General features: G+C 63.2%; 19 protein-coding genes and 1 tRNA gene. 19 read left to right on the top strand and 1 reads right to left on the bottom strand.

Annotated features, from left to right (window positions below):
- Nucleotides 1-162: 162 nt before the first annotated feature.
- Nucleotides 163-2868, bottom strand: coding sequence for a TonB-dependent receptor (locus FHS02_RS27920; RefSeq protein ID WP_137313948.1), 2706 nt, complete (start codon nt 2866-2868; stop codon nt 163-165).
- Nucleotides 2869-3289: 421 nt separating this feature from the next.
- Here FHS02_RS27920 and FHS02_RS27915 point away from each other — a divergent pair, with 421 nt between their 5' ends.
- The 19 genes from FHS02_RS27915 (at nt 3290) to FHS02_RS27825 (ending at nt 20944) form a co-directional block, all read left to right on the top strand.
- Nucleotides 3290-4048 (top strand): GIN domain-containing protein, encoded by a 759-nt coding sequence (locus tag FHS02_RS27915; RefSeq protein WP_137313947.1) that lies wholly within the window; start codon nt 3290-3292, stop codon nt 4046-4048.
- 107 nt (nt 4049-4155) lie between these two features.
- On the top strand, nt 4156-4764 hold the full coding sequence (locus tag FHS02_RS27910; RefSeq protein WP_137313946.1) for a tetratricopeptide repeat protein: 609 nt from the start codon (nt 4156-4158) through the stop codon (nt 4762-4764).
- A 196-nt stretch (nt 4765-4960) separates the two neighbouring features.
- On the top strand, nt 4961-5941 hold the full coding sequence (locus tag FHS02_RS27905; protein WP_137313945.1) for an NAD(P)H-quinone oxidoreductase: 981 nt from the start codon (nt 4961-4963) through the stop codon (nt 5939-5941).
- 180 nt (nt 5942-6121) lie between these two features.
- Entirely contained in the window at nt 6122-6871 is a 750-nt protein-coding gene (gene tpiA, locus FHS02_RS27900) for a triose-phosphate isomerase (protein WP_137313944.1), read from the top strand.
- Nucleotides 6872-7057: 186 nt separating this feature from the next.
- The gene (secG, locus tag FHS02_RS27895) at nt 7058-7522 is read left to right on the top strand and encodes a preprotein translocase subunit SecG (protein ID WP_137313943.1); all 465 of its coding nucleotides are present in this window, start codon (nt 7058-7060) and stop codon (nt 7520-7522) included.
- A 96-nt stretch (nt 7523-7618) separates the two neighbouring features.
- A tRNA-Leu gene (locus FHS02_RS27890) sits at nt 7619-7703 on the top strand.
- A gap of 182 nt (nt 7704-7885) precedes the next feature.
- Nucleotides 7886-8245 (top strand): NADH-quinone oxidoreductase subunit A, encoded by a 360-nt coding sequence (locus tag FHS02_RS27885; RefSeq protein ID WP_130188313.1) that lies wholly within the window; start codon nt 7886-7888, stop codon nt 8243-8245.
- Between the two features lie 3 nt (nt 8246-8248).
- Nucleotides 8249-8725, top strand: a complete 477-nt coding sequence (locus tag FHS02_RS27880) for a NuoB/complex I 20 kDa subunit family protein (RefSeq protein ID WP_130188314.1) — start codon at nt 8249-8251, stop codon at nt 8723-8725.
- An 18-nt stretch (nt 8726-8743) separates the two neighbouring features.
- On the top strand, nt 8744-9337 hold the full coding sequence (locus FHS02_RS27875; RefSeq protein WP_137313942.1) for an NADH-quinone oxidoreductase subunit C: 594 nt from the start codon (nt 8744-8746) through the stop codon (nt 9335-9337).
- Nucleotides 9337-10590, top strand: a complete 1254-nt coding sequence (locus FHS02_RS27870; RefSeq protein ID WP_137313941.1) for an NADH-quinone oxidoreductase subunit D — start codon at nt 9337-9339, stop codon at nt 10588-10590. The genes FHS02_RS27875 and FHS02_RS27870 overlap by 1 nt, the downstream gene beginning before the upstream one ends.
- Nucleotides 10591-10607: 17 nt before the next feature.
- Nucleotides 10608-11084, top strand: coding sequence for an NADH-quinone oxidoreductase subunit NuoE (gene nuoE, locus FHS02_RS27865; protein ID WP_137313940.1), 477 nt, complete (start codon nt 10608-10610; stop codon nt 11082-11084).
- On the top strand, nt 11081-12379 hold the full coding sequence (gene nuoF, locus FHS02_RS27860; RefSeq protein ID WP_130188318.1) for an NADH-quinone oxidoreductase subunit NuoF: 1299 nt from the start codon (nt 11081-11083) through the stop codon (nt 12377-12379). The genes nuoE and nuoF overlap by 4 nt, the downstream gene beginning before the upstream one ends.
- A 10-nt stretch (nt 12380-12389) precedes the next feature.
- On the top strand, nt 12390-14729 hold the full coding sequence (gene nuoG / locus FHS02_RS27855; RefSeq protein WP_137313939.1) for an NADH-quinone oxidoreductase subunit NuoG: 2340 nt from the start codon (nt 12390-12392) through the stop codon (nt 14727-14729).
- Nucleotides 14729-15808: an NADH-quinone oxidoreductase subunit NuoH gene (gene nuoH / locus FHS02_RS27850; protein WP_137313938.1), complete on the top strand. Its 1080-nt coding sequence runs from the start codon at nt 14729-14731 to the stop codon at nt 15806-15808. The genes nuoG and nuoH overlap by 1 nt, the downstream gene beginning before the upstream one ends.
- 13 nt (nt 15809-15821) lie before the next feature.
- A complete protein-coding gene (gene nuoI, locus FHS02_RS27845; protein WP_130188321.1) occupies nt 15822-16310 on the top strand; it encodes an NADH-quinone oxidoreductase subunit NuoI in 489 nt (162 codons plus the stop codon).
- An 18-nt stretch (nt 16311-16328) separates the two neighbouring features.
- Entirely contained in the window at nt 16329-16958 is a 630-nt protein-coding gene (locus tag FHS02_RS27840; RefSeq protein WP_137313937.1) for an NADH-quinone oxidoreductase subunit J, read from the top strand.
- Nucleotides 16955-17263: an NADH-quinone oxidoreductase subunit NuoK gene (gene nuoK, locus FHS02_RS27835; protein WP_131144713.1), complete on the top strand. Its 309-nt coding sequence runs from the start codon at nt 16955-16957 to the stop codon at nt 17261-17263. Before FHS02_RS27840 ends, nuoK begins: the two co-directional genes overlap by 4 nt.
- Nucleotides 17264-17299: 36 nt before the next feature.
- Entirely contained in the window at nt 17300-19420 is a 2121-nt protein-coding gene (gene nuoL, locus FHS02_RS27830) for an NADH-quinone oxidoreductase subunit L (RefSeq protein WP_137313936.1), read from the top strand.
- Nucleotides 19421-19444: 24 nt separating this feature from the next.
- Entirely contained in the window at nt 19445-20944 is a 1500-nt protein-coding gene (locus FHS02_RS27825; protein ID WP_137313935.1) for an NADH-quinone oxidoreductase subunit M, read from the top strand.
- Nucleotides 20945-20951: the final 7 nt, after the last annotated feature.

The raw sequence follows: 20951 nt of genomic DNA, 5'->3' as shown, positions 1-20951 counted from the left end.
GGTGACTCAAATCGTCGCACGGAACCAACATAAAATCGTTTCCAGAATTCGGGGACAGTCCCCAATTTCAAGAAATATTTCCAAAAAAAGGGGACTGTCCCCAGTTTTTGGAAACAAAAAAAGCCGCGCGGAGCGCGGCTGTGAGGGCACATCAGAGAGCGGTCAGTACTCGGCGCCCAGCCGCACGCCGAACATGCGAGGCTCGACGAAGTTGGCTTTCATGAAGCCGCCGTTGACGGAGTCGCGGTTTTTCGCGGCGTGGCTGTCGGAGACGTTGCGCACGTACAGCTCCGCGTACCACTTGTCGTTCGGCGAGTCGAGGCGGGCGGAAACGTCGCCCATCGCGTAGGCCTTCTGGTAGCGGCCGATGTGGGCGAACTCGGAGTTGCGCATGTCGAAGTAGGCCTTGTCGCGCCAGTTCACCTTGACGTACGGCGTGAGGCGGTAGCCGCCGGCGAGCGCGAATTCCTGCGAGAAGTTCAGGTTGACCTGGTACTTCGGCGTGTTCGGCAGGTGGTTGCCGTCGACGTTGTACAGCCGCCGGCCGATCAGTGCCTTGTCCGGGCCGGCGTACGCGGTCGGGCAAGGCTCGATGCCCAGTTCGACACGCACGTCGCACTGGTAGTCGTCGGAGAACTCGCGGAAATCGTGCACGTCGGTGTTGATGAAGGCGAAGCCGCCGCCGAAGCGCGCGCCGCGCCATGGCCGGTAATCCCATTCGATCTCCAGGCCGGGGATGTCCACCTTGCCGACGTTGATCGTGCGCCAGCCTTCATACACGTCGCACTTCGGCTGGTCGGACGGGCAGGGCAGGCCGGCGGCCGGGATGATCTGGTTGATGAAGTAGGTGCCGGTCAGCTGCATGTCCTTGTACTTCATGAAGAACGCTGTGGCCGACAGCGACAGCCGGTTGTCCAGGAACTTGCCCTTGTAGCCCAGCTCGAAGTTCGTCACCGTTTCGGGGCCATACGGCAGGAACGTCACGACGCCCGGCTGGCCGTCCGCGCACAGCTGGTAGTTGCAGCTGTCGGTCTTGTCGGCGAAACCGCCGGCCTTGTAGCCGGTCGATACCGACGCGTACCCCATCTGGTTCGGATTGAACTGCTTCTGCAGGCCCACGCGCCAGGTGACCTTCTTCCAGGTTTCCTTGTGATCGTTCGAGGTCGGCGCGCCGTACAGGTGATACGCGCCCACGCTGCCGCCCATGGCCGGCGTCAGGTCGGTACCGTCGTGGACGCGGAAGCCCGGCGTGCCCGGCGTGCCCTGGCTGTACAGGCCATTGTAGTAATTGCTGCTGCCGATCCAGTTGGCGCCATACACCTCGCCGCCCTTGTCTTCCTTGCTGTCGCTGCTGTAGCGGGCACCCAGCGTGCCGGTCCAGCCGGGCGCGAACTTCCAGTCGGCCTGCGCGAAGGCCGCCTTGGCGTCCACCTGCCGGTTCGGCTGGTGATACAGCACCGATCCGACGTCGCCGAACGGCTTCTGGATCGTCTCCGTCATTTCATAGTCGATGCTGTTCCGCTCGTGCATCCAGAACAGGCCGGCCACGTACTGCAACGGCCCGAACGTCTGCTTCAGCTGCGCCTCGTGCACGGTGGAGAAATAGCGCGAATCGAGCGTGCGGTGGAACACGTCCTTGATCGGCCAGGTGCCCCAGTTGCCGGTCGTCGTGTTCGGATACATGCCGTTGACCTGGAACGGCGCGGCGTGCTGCATGCCGCGGTCGTCGTCGGTGATTTCCGAGCGCTTCTGGTCGGCCACCTGGAACGTGTAGTCGAACGTGGTGTCGGGGCTGATCGTCCACGACAGGCCGGTGCGCAGCGTGCGGATCTGCATGTCGACGGCACCGGGCACGTTGATCAGCAGGTCCCACTTGCCGGTACCCGGTGCGCACGCATAGCGGGTGCCCGCGGTCGCGGCGCAGTCGCGGAAGTCGGCGCCGCCGGCGCCGTTGTCCTGGAAGTGCTCGTAGGCCGCCTTCAGCGTCACGTCCTGGTTCACCTTGTACAGCGCCGACAGGCGCGCTGCCCACTGGTCCTGGTTGGTGTAGAACTTGTCCTTGCCGATCACGGCGTTGAAGCGCTGGTCGACGTCCGGCTTGCCGTTCGGGACCCAGCCATACTCGGGTGCGTTGGCCTCGGACATGTCGCGCATCTGGTTCGCGTAGCCGTCGCGCTGGACGATCATGAACGTGCCGCGCAGCGCCAGCTTGTCGCTGACGGCGATGTTCTGCACCGCCGATACCTGCTTCTTGCGGTAGTTGCCGATGTCGACGTTGGCCTTGCCGTAGTTGCCCGAGAAATCCGGCTTGGCCGAAATGACGTTGATGCTGCCGCCGGTCGAATTGCGGCCGAACAGCGTGCCCTGCGGGCCGCGCAGCACCTCGACCTGGTCGATGTCGAACATCAGCGCCTGCGCGCCCTGCGGCCGCGGCGAGTACATGCCGTCCACGTGGAAGCCCACGGCGGGGTCGCCGGTCTCGGTGAAATTGGTCGACGTGATGCCCCGGATCGTTACCTGCACGGCCGAATCCAGGCTGCCGCTCTCGATCACCACGTTGGGGATTTCGTTGGCCAGGTCGCGCAGGCTGGTAGCGCCCTTGCGCGTCAGCTGCTCCTGGCTGAAGGCCGACACGGCCAGCGGGGTGCGCAGCAGCGATGTCGAATAGCGCGTTGCCGTCACCTTCACTTCTGGAATCTGGTCGCCGCCATTGGTCGGGCCCAGCGTAGGGGCCTCGGCCGCGGGGATGTTGTTCGGATCGGCGGCGGCAGCGCCGGCCTGGGCGTACGCGGATAGCGGTGTCACTGCCGCGGCCAGGCTGCAGGCGCTGGCCACGGCCAGGCTCATCAGGGTTCTCGTGGATCGCATTTCGTCTCCTTGGAATAGTGGCCGGGGGGCGGCCTTTTTGTCGAGACGAGTATTCATTTTTAAAAAAGCAAGATCAAGGACTTCGCAAAATGCCGTTGCTGTTTAATCCGCTTTACTAAACAGCGGTGGCTTGGCGTGCCGTGCGCCTGCCAGCCCCGATGGATGGCGCCCCGGTTGTTGCGTGAAGCATGGCGGCCTGCACGGCCTGGCGCACGATTTTGTCGTCTGGACCGCGGATTCTGCATTTCGTCGCACCCGGCAAGTCATCGTGCCCCGCGCGGGTTAACATGCCACCATCGACCCCACCTACCCGGAAGGAGCACAACGATGATTACCGCACCGATGATGTGTCATGCCTTCCGGGTCCGGCCGGCGTACTTCGCCCGCTGAGCAATCAACCCGAGAACACCTAGGAAGCCCCATGCACAAACCACTCAGCTTTGCCCTCCTGATGACGACCCTGTGGCTGATGCTCGGCGCGGCCGCCGCTGAAGAAGCCACCGCGACCAGGACCATCGACGCCAGGGTGGTGCGCGTCAAGCTCGACGGGGTAGTGAACCTGAAACTGATGCAGGGTGCCGAGCCGTCGCTGCAGATCATCGGCGACCGGCGTTTCATCGACAAGGTGATCGCCGTGCAGACGGGCGACACGCTGCAGATCGACAGCGACACCAACGGCGGGAAGATCAGCCGCGCGGCGCTACGGGCCGAACTGGTGCTGCCGCAGCTGCGCGAACTGGTGTCGGAAGGACTGGGCTCGACCGAAGTCGCCGGTTTTTCCGGCGACGATCTCGACATCACGCTCGATGGCGCGGGCAGCATGAAGATCGTCAGCGCCTTCAAGCGCCTGAACGCGACCTTGTGCGGCATGGGCAGCATGCACCTGTGGGTTGCCGACAGCGAAAACGTCGAACTCGACCTGCGTGGCGCCGGCTACGTGACGCTCGGCGGCAGCAGCCGGCAACTGCGCGCTTCGCTCGGTGGACTGGGCGGCCTGAATGCGCAGCAGTTCCAGGCCGACTCGGTGGACATCGACCTGTCCGGCCTCGGCAACGCCACGGTGAATGCACGGACGAATGCGAACCTGCACCTGTCCGGGCTCGGATCGGTCACCGTGTACGGCAAGCCGCTGAACCGCAACGTCAGCGTCGATGGCCTGGGCAAGGTCAGCTGGAAGTAGCGGCAGGGAACAAGGCGACCGGGCACCATGCGCCACCAAGCCCGGACGAGACGGAAACAAGTAAAAGAACGAATCCCATTCTCGCAATGAAAAAACCAGGACGTTTCATGAAGGCGTTCGCCGCCTCCACCGTGATCGCGCTGGCCCTGCAGGGCAGCGCGATCGCCGGCTTTGCCGAAGGCGCGACCGCGTACAACAACCGTAACTACGGGCTCGCGTACAAGGAGATCCTGCCGCTGGCACGGGCCGGCAACGCCGATGCGGAGCACCTGCTGGGCCTGATGTACTACATGGGCCGCGGCGTGCAGCAGGATTACCGGCAGGCGCTGATGTGGCACCGGCGCGCCGCCACGCAGGGCAAGGCCGACGCGCAATACGTCGTCGGCGCCATGTACTACACGGGCAATGCCGTGATCCAGGACCACCGGCAGGCCGTCACCTGGTTCCGCAAGGCAGCCGAGCAGGGCCACGCGGATGCGCAGCAGGTGCTGGGACTGATGTACCGGTACCACATCGGCGGCATGCCGCAGGATAACGTGATCGCCTACATGCTGTGGAACCTCGCCGCGGCCGGCGGAAATCCCAACGCCGCCGAGCAGCGCGCCGCCGTCGCGAAGAAGATGACGCCGGAACAGGTCGAGGAAGGCCAGGCCCTGTCCGCCGCCTGGCGGCCCGGCAAACCACTGCCGCGCACGTCGCGGACAGGTGGTGGGTGAGACAGGGGTTTCGCGAAGCACTGCTTCGCGCCTGCCGAACGACGCAGCCTTGCAAGGCTGCGGCTGGGCCTGGAAAATGGGGACGGACCCCATTTTCCGGGAAACATTGCTCGAAAAATGGGGTACGTCCCCATTTTTAGGGAAACATTGCTTTTCGCCGCTGCGCTAAAATCGCCCTTTCCCTGAAAGGACGACCATGCGCGCAATCGAGATCACCAAGGCCGGCCCGCCTGACGTACTGCGGCTCTGCTATCGCGACAAGCCACAGCCCGGCCCGGGCGAAGTACTGATCCGCGTGCACGCGGCCGGCATCAACCGGCCGGACGTGTTCCAGCGCCTCGGCAGCTATGCACCGCCGCCGGGCGCGTCCGACCTGCCGGGGCTGGAGGTGGCCGGCGAAGTGGTCGAAGGCGATCTCGCCAACAGCGAGTTCAAGCCCGGCGACCTGGTCTGCGCGCTGGTGCAGGGCGGCGGCTATGCCGAATACGCGGTCGCGCCCGTCGAGCAGTGCCTGCCGGTGCCGCACGGCCTGTCGCTGATCGAGGCGGCATCGCTGCCGGAAACCTATTTCACCGTCTGGAGCAATGTGTTCGACCGCGCCCGGCTCGGTCCCGGCGAATCGCTGCTGGTGCAGGGCGGCACGTCGGGCATCGGCGTCACGGCGATCCAGCTGGCCAGCGCGCTGGGGCACCGCGTGTTCGCCACCGCGGGCAGCGAAGAGAAGGCGCGCGCCTGCGAACAGCTGGGCGCCGAGCGCGGCATCAATTACCGGCACGAGGATTTCGCCGCCTGCGTCAAGCAGCTGACCGGCGACAACGGCGTCGATGTCATCCTCGACATGGTCGGCGGCGACTACCTGCCGCGTGAAATCAACTGCCTGGCGGACGACGGCCGCATCGCCATCATTGCGCTGCTGGGCGGCGCCAAGGGGACGCTGGACATGGGCCAGGTGCTGCGCCGCCGGCTTACCGTGACCGGCTCGACGCTGCGCCCGCGTTCGGTGGCCTTCAAGGCCGCGATCGCGCGCCAGCTGCGCGACAAGGTCTGGCCCTTGCTGGAATCGAAGAAGATCCGCCCGGTGATCTACGAGAGTTTCCCGCTCGAGCAGGCGGTGGAGGCGCACAAGCTGATGGAGAGCAGCACGCATGTCGGCAAGATCATGCTGCAGGTGACGTAACGGCACCATGGCGGCGGCGCCGCGGCGACGTCACCGGGCCGTCACGGCCGGGCGCTATGGTCGGGCGCTGAATTCACACGCCACGCTTGCTCAGCAGATTGACGATTGCGGGTTTGACCCTGTATTGCCGAGCACGTTACAATCCCGGGTTACCTTACAACTCAAACAACTCGGACAGCCATGCGTCGCAAACTCGTCATCGGAAACTGGAAGATGAACGGCAGCCTTGCCGGCAATTCTGTATTATTACGCGGGATCGTTGACGGCCATGCCGCCGGCAAAGCCGATCTGGCAGTGTGCGTTCCCGCGCCATACCTGGCGCAGTGCCAGGCGGAGCTGTCCGGAACCCCGGTCGCGTGGGGCGCCCAGGATGTGTCGGCCTATGCGGCTGGCGCCTACACGGGCGAGATGGCGGCGTCGATGCTGCAGGAATTCGGATGCCGCTACGTGATCGTGGGTCATTCGGAGCGCCGCGCGTACCACCACGAAAGCAATGAACTGGTGGCGCAAAAGGCGCACGCCGCGCTCAACGCCGGGCTGACGCCGGTGGTCTGTGTCGGCGAAACGCTGGAAGAGCGCGAGGCCGGACGCACCAACGTCGTGGTATGCGCGCAACTGCAGGCGGTGCTCGACGTGCTGGAAAATCCGGCGCTGGAAAAGATCGTTCTGGCTTACGAGCCGGTGTGGGCGATCGGTACCGGCAAGACGGCGACTCCGGCGCTGGCGCAGGAAGTGCACGCGGCACTGCGCAAGCAGGTGGCAGTGCGCAGCGCGGATGCGGCGGCGAAAGTGCAGATCCTGTATGGCGGCAGCATGAAGCCGGACAATGCAAAGGACCTGATGGCGCAGCTGGACATCGATGGCGGCCTGATCGGTGGAGCATCGTTGAAGGCGCAGGATTTCCTGGGTATTGCAAAGGCGGCGGACTGATATTGTCCGGCAGCGGCAATACCGATTATCTTCCCGGTAATTGCCGGGTTGGCGAACCGGCAATCATCGCGCCGGCATGGATTAATAACCGGTCGGCCAATATGGCCGTCGGGGCAGGAACATCCCGGCAACGGGTGGGGTAGGCGGGCGGCAAGCCCGCGCATTTAAAATCGAGAATGGAATAGCATGAACACCTTGTTCAATCTGGTCGTGGTAGTACAGGTTTTATCGGCGCTGGCGATCATCGCCCTGGTGCTGATGCAGCACGGTAAGGGCGCCGACATGGGCGCCGCGTTTGGTTCCGGTTCGTCCGGCAGCCTGTTTGGGGCCAGCGGCTCGTCGAACTTCCTGTCGAAGTCGACGGCACTGGCGGCCGCGATCTTCTTCGGTGCGACGCTCGCCCTGGCGGTGATGTCCAATGGGCGTACCGCGAACAGCGACGGTGGCCTGCTGCAGAACGTGACCGTGCCGGTCAAGGGTTCGGCGGCGATTCCCGCAGCTGCCCCGGCAGCGCCGGCCGCCGATGCCGGCGTGCCGCCTGCCTCGAACGAAGGCGTGCCGCCTGCGGCCGGCACTGCGCCAGTTGCACCGGCTGCGCCGGCTACGGCGCCTGCGCCGGCTACGGCGCCTGCGCCGGCAGCACCGAAGTAAAACCAGTAATTTTGAAGTTTTTGCCGTTTTTCTCCTTGATATCGCGCAATTGACATTAACAAACGGCGCAAAGAAGAGTAGAATAGCGGCCTTAATGCCGACGTGGTGAAATTGGTAGACACGCTATCTTGAGGGGGTAGTGGCGCAAGCTGTACGAGTTCGAGTCTCGTCGTCGGCACCAGAAATTTGAGAAGCCAGCAAAAGGCCCAAGGAGTTTGTCCTCACAGCCTCTAGCTGGTTTTTTTACGAGGATGTGTCGTTCGGTCCCCGTCTCAGCGTTTGATCGGGATCGAGCGTTCAAGCCGCATCGCAATGGTGTGGCGCCTCGCCAACCGGTCGTTCAACAACAGCTGTGACCCTATCGTGAACCTCGAAACTTATTTCCCCGTTCTTTTATTCATCCTGGTGGGCATCGGTGTTGGTGTCGCTCCCCAGATCCTGGGTCGCCTGCTCGGCCCATATCGCCCGGATGCGGCGAAACTCTCCCCCTACGAGTGCGGCTTCGAAGCCTTCGAAGACGCGCGCATGAAATTCGACGTGCGTTACTACCTCGTCGCAATCCTCTTCATCCTGTTCGACCTGGAAACGGCGTTCTTCTTCCCGTGGGGCGTCTCCATGCGCGAACTGGGCTGGCAAGGCTACGTGACGATGATGGTGTTCATCGCTGAATTCGTCGTCGGTTTTTGGTATATCTGGAAGAAAGGTGCCCTTGATTGGGAATAAGCCATGGCTATTGAAGGCGTATTAAACGAAGGTTTCATCACCACCTCGGCCGACAAGCTGATCAACTGGGCACGCACCGGGTCGATGTTCCCGATGACGTTCGGCCTGGCGTGCTGCGCGGTTGAAATGATGCACGTGGGCGCTGCCCGTTACGACATGGACCGCTTCGGCGTCGTGTTCCGCCCGTCGCCGCGCCACTCCGACGTGATGATCGTGGCCGGCACGCTGTGCAACAAGATGGCACCGGCACTGCGCAAGGTGTACGACCAGATGCCGGAGCCGCGCTGGGTCATCTCGATGGGTTCCTGCGCCAATGGCGGCGGTTACTATCACTACTCCTACTCCGTCGTGCGCGGCTGCGATCGCATCGTGCCGGTCGACGTCTACGTGCCGGGCTGCCCGCCGACCGCGGAAGCACTGTTGTACGGCATCATGCAGCTGCAAAACAAGATCAAGCGCACCAATACGATCGCACGTTAAACGGGGCGCGCAAGAACTATGACAACAAAACTGGAAGCTTTGCAAGGCGCCCTGGCCAGCGCCCTGGGCGAGCGCGTCACGACATCCGTGGCCCTCGGTGAAATCACCCTGGTCGTCAAGGCCGACGACTACCACGCAGTAATGCAGACGCTGCGCGACAATGCCGCACTTGGTTTCGATACCTTCATCGACCTGTGCGGCATCGACTATTCCGCTTACGGCGAAGGCACGTGGGAAGGCCCGCGCTTCGCGGCCGTGACGCACCTGCTGTCCGTGAAGCACAACTGGCGCGTACGCGTGCGCGTGTTCTGCCCGGACGACGAGATGCCCCTGGTGCAGTCGATCACCGACATCTGGCGTGCCGCCAACTGGTACGAGCGCGAAGCGTTCGACCTGTACGGCATCCTGTTCGAAGGCCACAACGACCTGCGCCGCATCCTGACCGACTACGGTTTCATCGGCCACCCGTTCCGCAAGGACTTCCCGGTCGCCGGCTATGTGGAAATGCGCTACGACGCCGATCAGGGCCGCGTGATCTACCAGCCTGTGACGATCGAGCCGCGCGAAAACGTGCCGCGCGTGATCCGCGAAGAAAAATACGGGATGAAATAATGGCTGAGATTAAGAATTACACCCTGAACTTTGGTCCGCAGCACCCGGCAGCGCACGGCGTGCTGCGTTTGGTGCTTGAGCTGGACGGCGAAGTCATCCAGCGTGCCGACCCGCACATCGGCCTGCTGCACCGCGCCACCGAGAAGCTGGCCGAGCAGAAGACCTACCTGCAGTCGGTGCCGTACATGGACCGCCTCGACTACGTGTCGATGATGTGCAACGAGCACGGCTACGTGCTGGCCATCGAGAAGCTGCTGGGCATCGAGGTACCGCTGCGCGCGCAGTACATCCGCGTGATGTTCGACGAGATCACCCGCATCCTGAACCACCTGATGTGGCTGGGCGCGCACGCGCTGGACGTCGGCGCGATGGGCCCGTTCCTGTACTGCTTCCGCGACCGCGAAGACCTGTTCGACTGCTACGAAGCGGTCTCCGGCGCGCGCATGCACGCGGCCTACTACCGCCCGGGCGGCGTGTACCGCGACCTGCCGGACGCGATGCCGAAGCACCGTCCGTCGTCGATCCGCAGCCAGAAGGAAATCGACCGCCTGAACGAACACCGCCAGGGTTCGCTGCTGGACTTCCTGGAAGCATTCACGACCCGCTTCCCCGGCTATGTCGACGAATACGAGACCCTGCTGACCGATAACCGTATCTGGAAGCAGCGCACCGTGGGCATCGGCGTGGTCTCGCCGGAAGATGCGCTGGCGATGGGCTTTACCGGCGCCATGCTGCGCGGCTCGGGCGTCCAGTGGGACCTGCGCAAGAAGCAGCCGTACGAAGTGTACGACCTGATGGATTTCGACATCCCGATCGGCACCAACGGCGACTGCTACGACCGCTACCTGGTGCGCGTGGAAGAACTGCGCCAGTCGAACCGCATCATCAAGCAGTGCATCGAATGGCTGCGCAACAACCCGGGCCCGGTCATGACGGACAACCGCAAGGTCGCTCCGCCGTCGCGCGTGGACATGAAGTCCAACATGGAATCGCTGATCCACCACTTCAAGCTGTTCCAGGAAGGCTTCCACGTACCGCCGGGCGAGGTCTACACGGCCATCGAACACCCGAAGGGCGAATTCGGCATCTACATCGTTTCCGACGGTGCCAACAAGCCGTACCGCCTGAAGATCCGTACGCCGGACTACACCCACCTGCAGAGCCTGGACGAAATGGCGCGCGGTCACATGATCGCCGACGCCGTCACCATCATCGGCACGCAGGACATCGTGTTCGGCAGTATCGACCGCTAACGAGGCAGGAAAAGATTATGTTATCCGAGCAGTGCTATAAAAAAATCGACCGCGAGTTGGCCAAATACCCGGCCGACCAGCGCCAGTCGGCCGTGATGGCCTCGCTGGCTCATGCCCAGGTCGAACTGGGCTGGCTGTCGCCTGAAACGATGAAGGAAATCGCCGACTACATCGGCATGCCGGCCATCGCCGTGCAGGAAGTGGCGACCTTCTACAACATGTACAACCTGAAGCCGATCGGCAAGCACAAGATCACCGTGTGCACCAACCTGCCGTGCGCATTGAGCGGCGGCGTGAAGGCCGGCGAGCACCTGAAGCAGAAGCTGGGCATCGACTACCGCGACACCACCGACGACGGCGAGTTCACCTTGCTGGAAGGCGAGTGCATGGGTGCCTGCGGCGACGCGCCGGTGCTGCTGGTGAATAACCACCGCATGTGCAGCTTCATGAACAACGACAAACTCGACGCGCTGGTGGAGGAACTGAAGAAATGACTTCGCTGCACGACCGTCACATCAATCCGCTGATCCTGAAGGATTTGAACGGCGATAACTGGCACCTGGCCGACTACGTGAAACGTGGCGGCTATTCGGCGCTGCGCCGCATCCTCGAGGAAAAGATCCCGCCCGAGCAGATCATCGCCGAGCTGAAGACGTCCGGCCTGCGCGGCCGCGGCGGCGCGGGTTTCCCGACCGGCCTGAAGTGGAGCTTCATGCCGCGCCAGTTCCCGGGCCAGAAGTACCTCGTCTGCAATACGGACGAGGGCGAACCGGGTACCTTCAAGGACCGCGACATCATCCGCTACAACCCGCACTCGCTGATCGAGGGCATGGCCATCGGCGCGTACGCGATGGGCATCACCGTGGGCTACAACTACATCCACGGCGAGATCTTCCAGGACTACCTGCGCTTCGAGGAAGCGCTGGAAGAAGCCCGCGCGGAAGGCTTCCTGGGCGACCGGATCATGGGCAGCGAGTTCAGCTTCCAGCTGCACGCGCACCACGGCTACGGCGCCTACATCTGCGGCGAGGAAACCGCGCTGCTGGAATCGCTGGAAGGCAAGAAGGGCCAGCCGCGCTTCAAGCCGCCGTTCCCCGCATCGTTCGGCCTGTACGGCAAGCCGACCACGATCAACAACACGGAAACGTTCGCGGCCGTGCCGTTCATCCTGAACATCGGCGCCGAGAACTACCTGGGCCTGGGCAAGCCGAACAACGGCGGCACGAAGATCTTCTCGATCTCCGGCGACGTCGAGCGTCCGGGCAACTACGAGGTTCCACTGGGCACGCCGTTCGCGAAGCTGATGGAACTGGCCGGTGGCATGCGCGGCGGTAAAAAGATCAAGGCCGTGATTCCCGGCGGTTCGTCCGCACCGGTGGTGCGCGGCGAGATCATGATGCAGACCGACCTGGACTACGACTCGATCGCGAAGGCGGGCTCGATGCTCGGTTCCGGCGCCGTGATCGTGATGGACGAGACGCGCTGCATGGTCAAGGCGCTGGAACGCCTGTCGTACTTCTACTACGAGGAATCGTGCGGCCAGTGCACGCCATGCCGCGAAGGCACCGGCTGGATGTACCGGATGATCCACCGCATCGAGCACGGCCAGGGCCGCCAGACCGACCTGGACATGCTGAACTCGATCGCCGACAACATCCAGGGCCGCACCATCTGCGCCCTGGGCGATGCCGCGGCGATGCCGGTGCGCGCGTTCATCAAGCAATTCCGCGAAGAATTCGAATATCACGTCGAGCACAAGCACTGCCTGGTGCCTGTGTCGGCCTTCTAAAGCGTTGATCATGGTTGAAATCGAAATTGACGGCAAAAAGGTAGAAGTCCCACCGGGTTCAATGGTGATGGACGCTGCCAACAAACTGGGAACCTACATCCCGCACTTCTGCTATCACAAGAAACTGTCGATCGCAGCGAACTGCCGCATGTGCCTCGTCGAGGTGGAAAAGGCGCCGAAGCCGCTGCCGGCTTGCGCCACCCCCGTCTCGGCGGGCATGATCGTGCGCTCGCACAGCGAGAAGGCCGTGCAGGCGCAGAAGTCGGTGATGGAATTCCTGCTGATTAACCACCCGCTGGACTGCCCGATCTGCGACCAGGGCGGCGAGTGCCAGCTGCAGGATCTGGCCGTGGGCTACGGCAAGAACAACTCCCGCTACGAGGAAGAAAAGCGCGTCGTCGTGCCGAAAGAGGCCGGCCCGCTGGTCTCGATGAAGGAGATGAGCCGCTGCATCCACTGCACCCGTTGCGTGCGTTTCGGCCAGGAAGTGGCCGGCGTGATGGAACTGGGCATGCTGGGCCGCGGCGAACACGCCGAGATCACCACCTTCGTCGGCGAAGCCGTCAGCTCCGAGCTGTCCGGCAACATGATCGACCTGTGCCCGGTCGGCGCGCTGACGTCGAAGCCGTTCCGCTACAGCGCCCGTACCTGGGAACTGTCGCGCCGCAAGTCCGTATCGCCACACGACGGCCTGGGTGCCAACCTGATCGTCCAGGTCAAGCAGGGCTTCGTCAAGCGCGTGCTGCCGCTGGAAAACGAAGCGATCAACGAGTGCTGGATTTCCGACAAGGACCGCTTCTCGTACGAAGCGCTGACCAGCGCCGACCGCCTGACGCGGCCGATGCTGAAGCAGGGCGGCGAGTGGAAGGAAGTCGACTGGCAGACCGCGCTGGAATATATCGCGCACGGCTTGAAAAACATCCGTCACGAACATGGCGCCGATGCGATCGCCGCTTACGCGACCGCCCATTCCACGCTGGAAGAGCTGGCACTGCTGAAGAAGCTGGCCTCCGGCATCGGTTCGGACAACATCGATTTCCGCCTGCGCCAGACCGACTTCGCGCTGGACGGCCAGGTCACGCCGTGGCTGGGCATGCCGATCGCTGAAGTCTCTAATCTCCAGAGAGCACTGGTCATCGGCTCGTTCCTGCGCAAGGATCACCCGCTGCTGGCATCGCGCCTGCGCGCCGCCGTGAAGAACGGCGGCCAGCTGACGCTGGTCCACGCCACCCGCGACGACAGCCTGATCACGGTGGCCAACAACATCGTGGCCGCGCCGTCCGACTGGCTGGCCGTGCTGTCGGGCATCGTCTCCGCCGTGGCATCGGCCAAGGGCGAAGCGGCACCGGCCGGCTTCTCCAGCGACTTCAGTGACGCCGCCAAGGCCGCTGCCGCCAGCCTGCTGTCCGGCGAACAGAAAGCCGTCTTCCTGGGCAACGCCGCCGTGCATCACCCGCAAGCGTCCGCGATCGCGGCCGCCGCGCAGTGGATCGCCAACGCGACGGGCGCGAAGTTCGGCTACCTGACCGAAGCGGCGAACACCGTCGGCGGCTACATTGCCGGCGCGTTCTCGCAGAAGGCCGAAGCCGCATTCGCGACGCCGAAGAAAGCGTACGTGCTGCTGAACGCCGAACCGGAACTCGACGCCGCCAACCCGGCGCAAGCCGTGGCCGCTCTGACCAGTGCCGAGATGGTCGTGGTCATGTCCGCCTTCAAGCACGGCACGGAATATGCCGACGTGCTGCTGCCGGTCGCGCCGTTCGCCGAAACGTCCGGTACCTTCGTGAACTGCGAAGGCCGTGCGCAAAGCTTCAACGGCACCGTGAAACCGCTGGGCGACGCACGTCCGGCCTGGAAGGTGCTGCGCGTACTGGGCAACATCCTGGGCTTGCCGGGCTTCGACTACGAAACCTCGGAAGCGATCCGCGACGAAGTGCTGGGTGCTGGCGTTGCCGACGTTTCGTCGAAGCTGTCGAACGTCTCGAACGCGGCGCCGCAAGCCGCTTCCTTCGGTGCCGGCGACAAACTCGAACGCATCGCCGACGTGCCGATCTACTTCGCCGACGCGCTGGTGCGCCGTTCGGGGCCGCTGCAGGCCACCGTCGACGCGCAGGCGCCGAAGGCTGTCATCTCGGCCGCGCTGGCCGAACAGATCGCCGTGAAATCGGGCGACCTGGTGCAGGTACTGCAAGGTAACGGTTCGGCGATCCTGGAAGCGCGTGTCGATGCCGGCCTGCCGGCCAACGTGGTACGCGTCTCCGCGGCCCACGCTTCGACCGCGACGCTGGGCGGCATGTTCGGTCCGATCTCGGTCGCTAAAGCTGGAACTGCCGCAGGGGAGGGCAAATAATGGCGCTGGAATTCGTCAATACCATCAATACCGCCGGCGCCGACGCGCTGGGCGCGGCCTGGCCGTTCGTCTGGACGATGATCAAGCTGCTATGCGTGCTGATGCCGCTGCTCGGCATGGTGGCCTACGCCACGCTGTGGGAGCGCAAGCTGATCGGCTTCATCCAGATCCGTATCGGCCCGAACCGCGTGGGCCCGATGGGCCTGCTGCAACCGATGGCCGACGGCATCAAGATGCTGCTGAAGGAAATCGTCATCCCGACCAAGGCCGCCAAGGGCCTGTTCGTGATCGGCCCGGTGATGACCATCATGCCGGCGCTGGCTGCCTGGGCGGTGGTGCCGTTCGGCCCGGAAGCCGTGCTGGCCAACGTCAACGCCGGCCTGCTGGTGCTGCTGGCGATCACGTCGATGGAGGTGTACGGCATCATCATCGCCGGCTGGTCGTCGAACTCGAAGTACTCGTTCATGGGCGCGATGCGTGCATCGGCGCAGATGATCTCGTACGAGATCCCGATGGGCTTCGCGCTGGTCGTGATCCTGATGGTGTCCGGCTCGCTGAACTTCATCGATATCGTCACCAGCCAGCAGGTGGGCCGCTTCGCCGACATGGGCGTGAACTTCATGTCGTGGAACTGGCTGCCGCTGCTGCCGCTGTTCGTCGTGTACCTGACCTCCGGCCTGGCCGAGGCGAACCGCGCACCGTTCGACGTCGTCGAGGGTGAATCGGAAATCGTCGCCGGCCACATGGTGGAGTACTCCGGCATGTCCTACGCGATGTTCATGCTGGCCGAATACGCCAACATCATCCTCGTCGGCGCACTGGCATCGATCATGTTCCTGGGCGGCTGGTCCGCACCGTTCGCGTTCCTCGAATTCGGCGGCGGTTTCGGCGGCTTCTTCTGGCTGTTCCTGAAGACGTTCCTGATCGTGTCGCTGTTCATCTGGGTGCGTGGTACCTTCCCGCGTTACCGCTACGACCAGATCATGCGTCTGGGCTGGAAGGTCTTCATTCCCCTCACGCTGTTCTGGCTCGTGCTCGTCGCGACCTGGATGCAGACGCCGTGGAACATCTGGAAGTAAGGAAGCGCACAAAATGACTCGAGTAAAAGATTTTATCGGCAGCATGATGCTGACCGAACTGATCAAAGGGCTTGCGCTGACGGGCAAGTACATGTTCTCGCGCAAGATCACGGTGCAGTACCCGGAAGAGAAGACGCCGATGTCGCCGCGCTTCCGCGGCCTGCACGCGCTGCGCCGCTATCCGAACGGCGAAGAACGCTGCATCGCCTGCAAGCTGTGCGAAGCAGTGTGCCCGGCCATGGCGATCACGATCGAATCCGACGAACGCGATGACGGCACGCGCCGCACCACGCGCTACGACATCGACCTGACCAAGTGCATCTTCTGCGGTTTCTGCGAAGAGTCGTGCCCGGTCGATTCGATCGTCGAGACGCACGTGCTGGAATACCACGGTGAAAAGCGGGGCGACCTGTACTACACCAAGGAGATGCTGCTGGCTGTCGGCGACCGCTACGAGGCGGACATCGCCGCCAACCGCGCCGCGGATGCCGCGTATCGCTGATCTGAATCGGACTTACACATGACTTTTACAACCGTTTTGTTCTACGTGTTCGCGGCCATCATGGTGGTTTCCGCGGCACGCGTGATCACGGCGCGCAACCCCGTGACGGCGGCACTGTTCCTGGTGCTGGCCTTCTTCCAGGCAGCCGGCATCTGGATGCTGCTGAAAGCCGAGTTCCTCGCCGTCGTGCTGGTGCTCGTCTACGTGGGCGCCGTGATGGTGCTGTTCCTGTTCGTCGTGATGATGGTCGACATCGACCAGACCGAGTTGCGCAAGAACTTCTGGAGCTACCTGCCTGTAGCGTCGATCGTCGGCGGCATCATCGTGCTGGAGATGGCTTCCGTGCTGTGGCGCAGCTTCGGCGTGGAAACGCCGGTGCCTGAAGCGGCCAACACCATCGGTACCACGAAGGCGCTGGGCATGCTGATCTACACGCAGTACATCTACGCGTTCGAAGTGGCCGCCGTGATCCTGCTGCTGGCGATCGTCGCCGCCGTCGCGCTGACGCTGCGCCGCCGCAAGGACATCAAGTACTTCGATCCGGGCGAGGCCGTGCGCGTCAAGCGCAACGACCGCCTGAAGATCGTCAAGATGGACGCCGTCAAGAAAGAAGTGGCGTCGACCGTAGCAACCAAGGAGGCACCATGACCCTGTCACTGGCACATTACCTGGTCCTGGGCGCGATCCTGTTCGCGATCGCGATCGTCGGTATTTTCCTGAACCGCAAGAACGTCATCGTGCTGCTGATGGCAATCGAACTGATGCTGCTGGCGGTGAACACCAACTTCATCGCGTTCTCCCACTTCCTGGGCGACGCGGCGGGGCAGATCTTCGTGTTCTTCATCCTCACGGTGGCGGCGGCGGAAGCGGCAATCGGCCTGGCGATCCTCGTGCTGATGTTCCGTAACCTGGACACCATCAACGTCGAAGACCTGGACAGCCTCAAAGGCTAGTTTTTAACCCTCGAATAATAAACAGATAGGTTCATCATGACGGGGCTTAACCCTAACCTTCTCCTCGCTGTACCCCTCGCGCCACTGGCGGGGTCCGCGATCGCGGGCCTGCTGGGCACGAAGTTCTTCGGCAACGTGGTCAATCGCAAGGTGGCCACGGCCGCCACGATCCTGGGCGTGCTGGTCGCGTTCCTGATTTCCTTCCAGGTCTTCCTGCAAGTGCTGGACGGCGCCACCTACAACGATACGGTGTATCGCTGGATGACGGTGGCCGGCATCAATTTCGAAGTCGGCTTCCAGGTCGACTCGCTGACCGCAATGATGATGTGCGTCGTGACCTTCGTGTCGCTGATGGTGCACATCTACACCATTGGATATATGGCTGAGGACGAGGGATACAACCGCTTCTTCTCGTATATCTCGCTGTTCACCTTCTCGATGCTGATGCTGGTGATGGCCAACAACTTCCTGCAGCTGTTCTTCGGCTGGGAAGCCGTGGGCCTGGTGTCCTACCTGCTGATCGGCTTCTGGTACAAGCGCCCGACCGCGATCTTCGCCAACATGAAGGCGTTCCTCGTGAACCGCGTGGGCGACTTCGGCTTCATCCTCGGCATCGGCCTGATCCTGGCCTACACCGGCACGATGGATTACCAGGAAGCCTTCGCCAAGAAGGACCTGCTGGTCAACGCAACGCTGCCGGGTACCGACTGGATGGTCATCACCGTGGCCTGCATCTGCCTGTTCATCGGCGCCATGGGCAAATCGGCCCAGTTCCCGCTGCACGTGTGGCTGCCCGACTCGATGGAAGGCCCGACCCCGATCTCGGCACTGATCCACGCCGCGACGATGGTTACCGCCGGCATCTTCATGGTGTCGCGCATGTCGCCGCTGTTCGAACTGTCGGACGTGGCGCTGTCGTTCATCCTGATCATCGGCTCGATCACGGCGCTGTTCATGGGCTTCCTGGGCATCATCCAGAACGACATCAAGCGCGTGGTTGCCTACTCGACGCTGTCGCAGCTGGGCTACATGACGGTCGCGCTGGGCGCGTCGGCCTACTCGGTCGCCGTGTTCCACCTGATGACGCACGCGTTCTTCAAGGCGCTGCTGTTCCTCGGCGCGGGTTCCGTGATCATCGGCATGCACCACGACCAGGACATCCGCAACATGGGCGGCCTGCGCAAGTACATGCCGATCACGTGGATCACGTCGCTGCTGGGTTCCCTGGCACTGATCGGCACGCCGTTCTTCTCGGGCTTCTACTCGAAGGATTCGATCATCGAGGCGGTGCACGCCACCAACCTGCCGGGCGCGGGCTTCGCGAACTTCGCGGTGCTGGCCGGCGTGTTCATCACGGCGTTCTACTCGTTCCGCATGTATTTCCGCGTGTTCCACGGTCCGGAAAACTTCGGTAAAGCCCATGCGCACGGCCATGACGACCACCATGCCAAGCATGACGATCATGCGACGGCCAAGGCGGCCCATGGCGACCCGCATGCGCTGCACGATTCGGATGCGCACCACGAGGAAGAGGAAGACGACCATGGCCACCATGGCCTCGAGCCGGGCCAGAAGCCGCACGAGTCGCCGTTCGTCGTCTGGTTCCCGCTGGCCGCGCTGGCGATCCCTTCGGTGATCATCGGCTTCCTGGCCGCCGGCCCGATGCTGCATGGCGACTTCTTCAACAACGTGATCTTCGTCGACGCGGCCAAGCACCCTGCGATGGCCGAGCTGAACGAAATGTGGCACGGTCCCGTCGCGATGGCCCTGCACGGCCTGCAGACGGCACCGTTCTGGCTGGCCCTGGCCGGCGTGGCGGCGTCGTACTACTGCTACATGATCAATCCGCGTGTTCCGGCGTGGTTCTACGAGAAGTTCAAGTTCCTGCACACGCTGCTCGACAACAAGTACTACATGGACGCGTTCAACCAGGCCGTGTTCGCCAAGGGCGCACGCGTGCTGGGCAACGGCCTGTGGCAGGTTGGCGACCGTGCCATCATCGACGGCTTCGTCGTCAACGGCTCGGCAAAACTGGTGGGCTGGTTCTCGTCGCTGACGCGCCTGGCGCAGACGGGTTACATCTACCACTACGCGTTCGTGATGATCATCGGCATCCTGGGCTTCCTGGTGTACTTCCTGCCGTTCTGGCACGCCTAACGCCACACGCAAAAGAGATAAAAGATGCAGTCAACGATTAATAATCTTCCTCCTTACCTCAGCCTGTCGATCTGGCTGCCGATCCTGTTCGGCGTCATCATCCTGGCGATCGGCCGCGATTCGCGCGCCGGACTGGTACGCGTGCTGGCACTGATCGGCTCGATCGTCTCGCTGCTGCCGACGATCCCGCTGTTCACGCAGTTCGACAATGCCGCGCACGGCGTGCAGTTCCTGGAAAGCTCGCCCTGGATCGAGCGTTTCAACATCTTCTACACGCTGGGCATCGACGGCCTGTCGCTGTGGTTCGTGCCGCTGACCGCGTTCATCACGATCATCGTCGTGATCTCCGCCTGGGAAGTGATCCAGGAGCGCGTGGCCCATTACATGGGTGCGTTCCTGATCCTGTCGGGTTTGATGATCGGCGTGTTCACCGCGCTGGACGGCCTGCTGTTCTACTTCTTCTTCGAAGCCACGCTGATCCCGATGTACATCATCATCGGCGTGTGGGGCGGTGCCAACCGCGTGTATGCGGCGTTCAAGTTCTTCCTGTACACGTTCCTCGGCTCGCTGCTGACGCTGGTCGCGATCATCTACCTGTACAACAAGTCCGGTTCGTGGAACATCCTCGAATGGCACCAGCTGCCGCTCACGATGACCGAGCAGGTCGCGATCTTCGTTGCCTTCTTCATGGCGTTCGCCGTGAAGGTGCCGATGTTCCCGGTGCACACCTGGCTGCCGGACGTGCACGTGGAAGCGCCGACCGGCGGTTCCGCCGTGCTGGCCGCGATCATGCTGAAGCTGGGCGCCTACGGTTTCCTGCGCTTTTCGCTGCCGATCACGCCGGACGCCTCGCGCGACCTGGCACCCGTCGTCATCGTGCTGTCGCTGATCGCCGTGATCTACGTGGGCCTGGTGGCCCTGGTCCAGAAGGACATGAAAAAGCTGGTCGCCTACTCGTCGATCGCGCACATGGGCTTCGTCACGCTGGGCTTCTTCATGTTCAACGACATGGGTACCCAGGGCGCCATCATGCAGATGATCTCGCACGGCTTCGTGTCCGGCGCGATGTTCCTGTGCATCGGCGTGCTGTATGACCAGGCGCACTCGCGCCAGATCGCCGACTACGGCGGCGTCGTCAACAAGATGCCGAAGTTCGCCGCGTTCTTCATCCTGTTCTCGATGGCCAACTGCGGCCTGCCGGCCACGTCGGGCTTCGTCGGCGAGTTCATGGTGATCCTGGGCGCCGTGCAGTTCAACTTCGTGACCGGCATCCTGGCCGCGACCGCGCTGATCCTGGGCGCCGCCTACTCGCTGTGGATGGCCAAGCGCGTCATCTTCGGCAAGGTGGCGAACCACCACGTGGCCGAGCTGAAGGACCTGAACAACCGCGAGTTCCTGATGCTGGGCCTGCTGGCGATCGCGACCCTGTACATGGGCCTGTACCCGGCGCCGTTCACGGATACGATGCAAACCTCGGTGGCCGACCTGCTCCAGCACGTCGCGCAGACCAAGATTGCGCAATGATTGCAGA

Source organism: Pseudoduganella umbonata (assembly GCF_014192225.1).
Classification (GTDB): Bacteria; Pseudomonadota; Gammaproteobacteria; order Burkholderiales; family Burkholderiaceae_D; genus Rugamonas; species Rugamonas umbonata.
The sequence above is the reverse complement of the archived record's forward strand: the minus strand, read 5'-3'. Positions and strand labels throughout refer to the sequence as shown.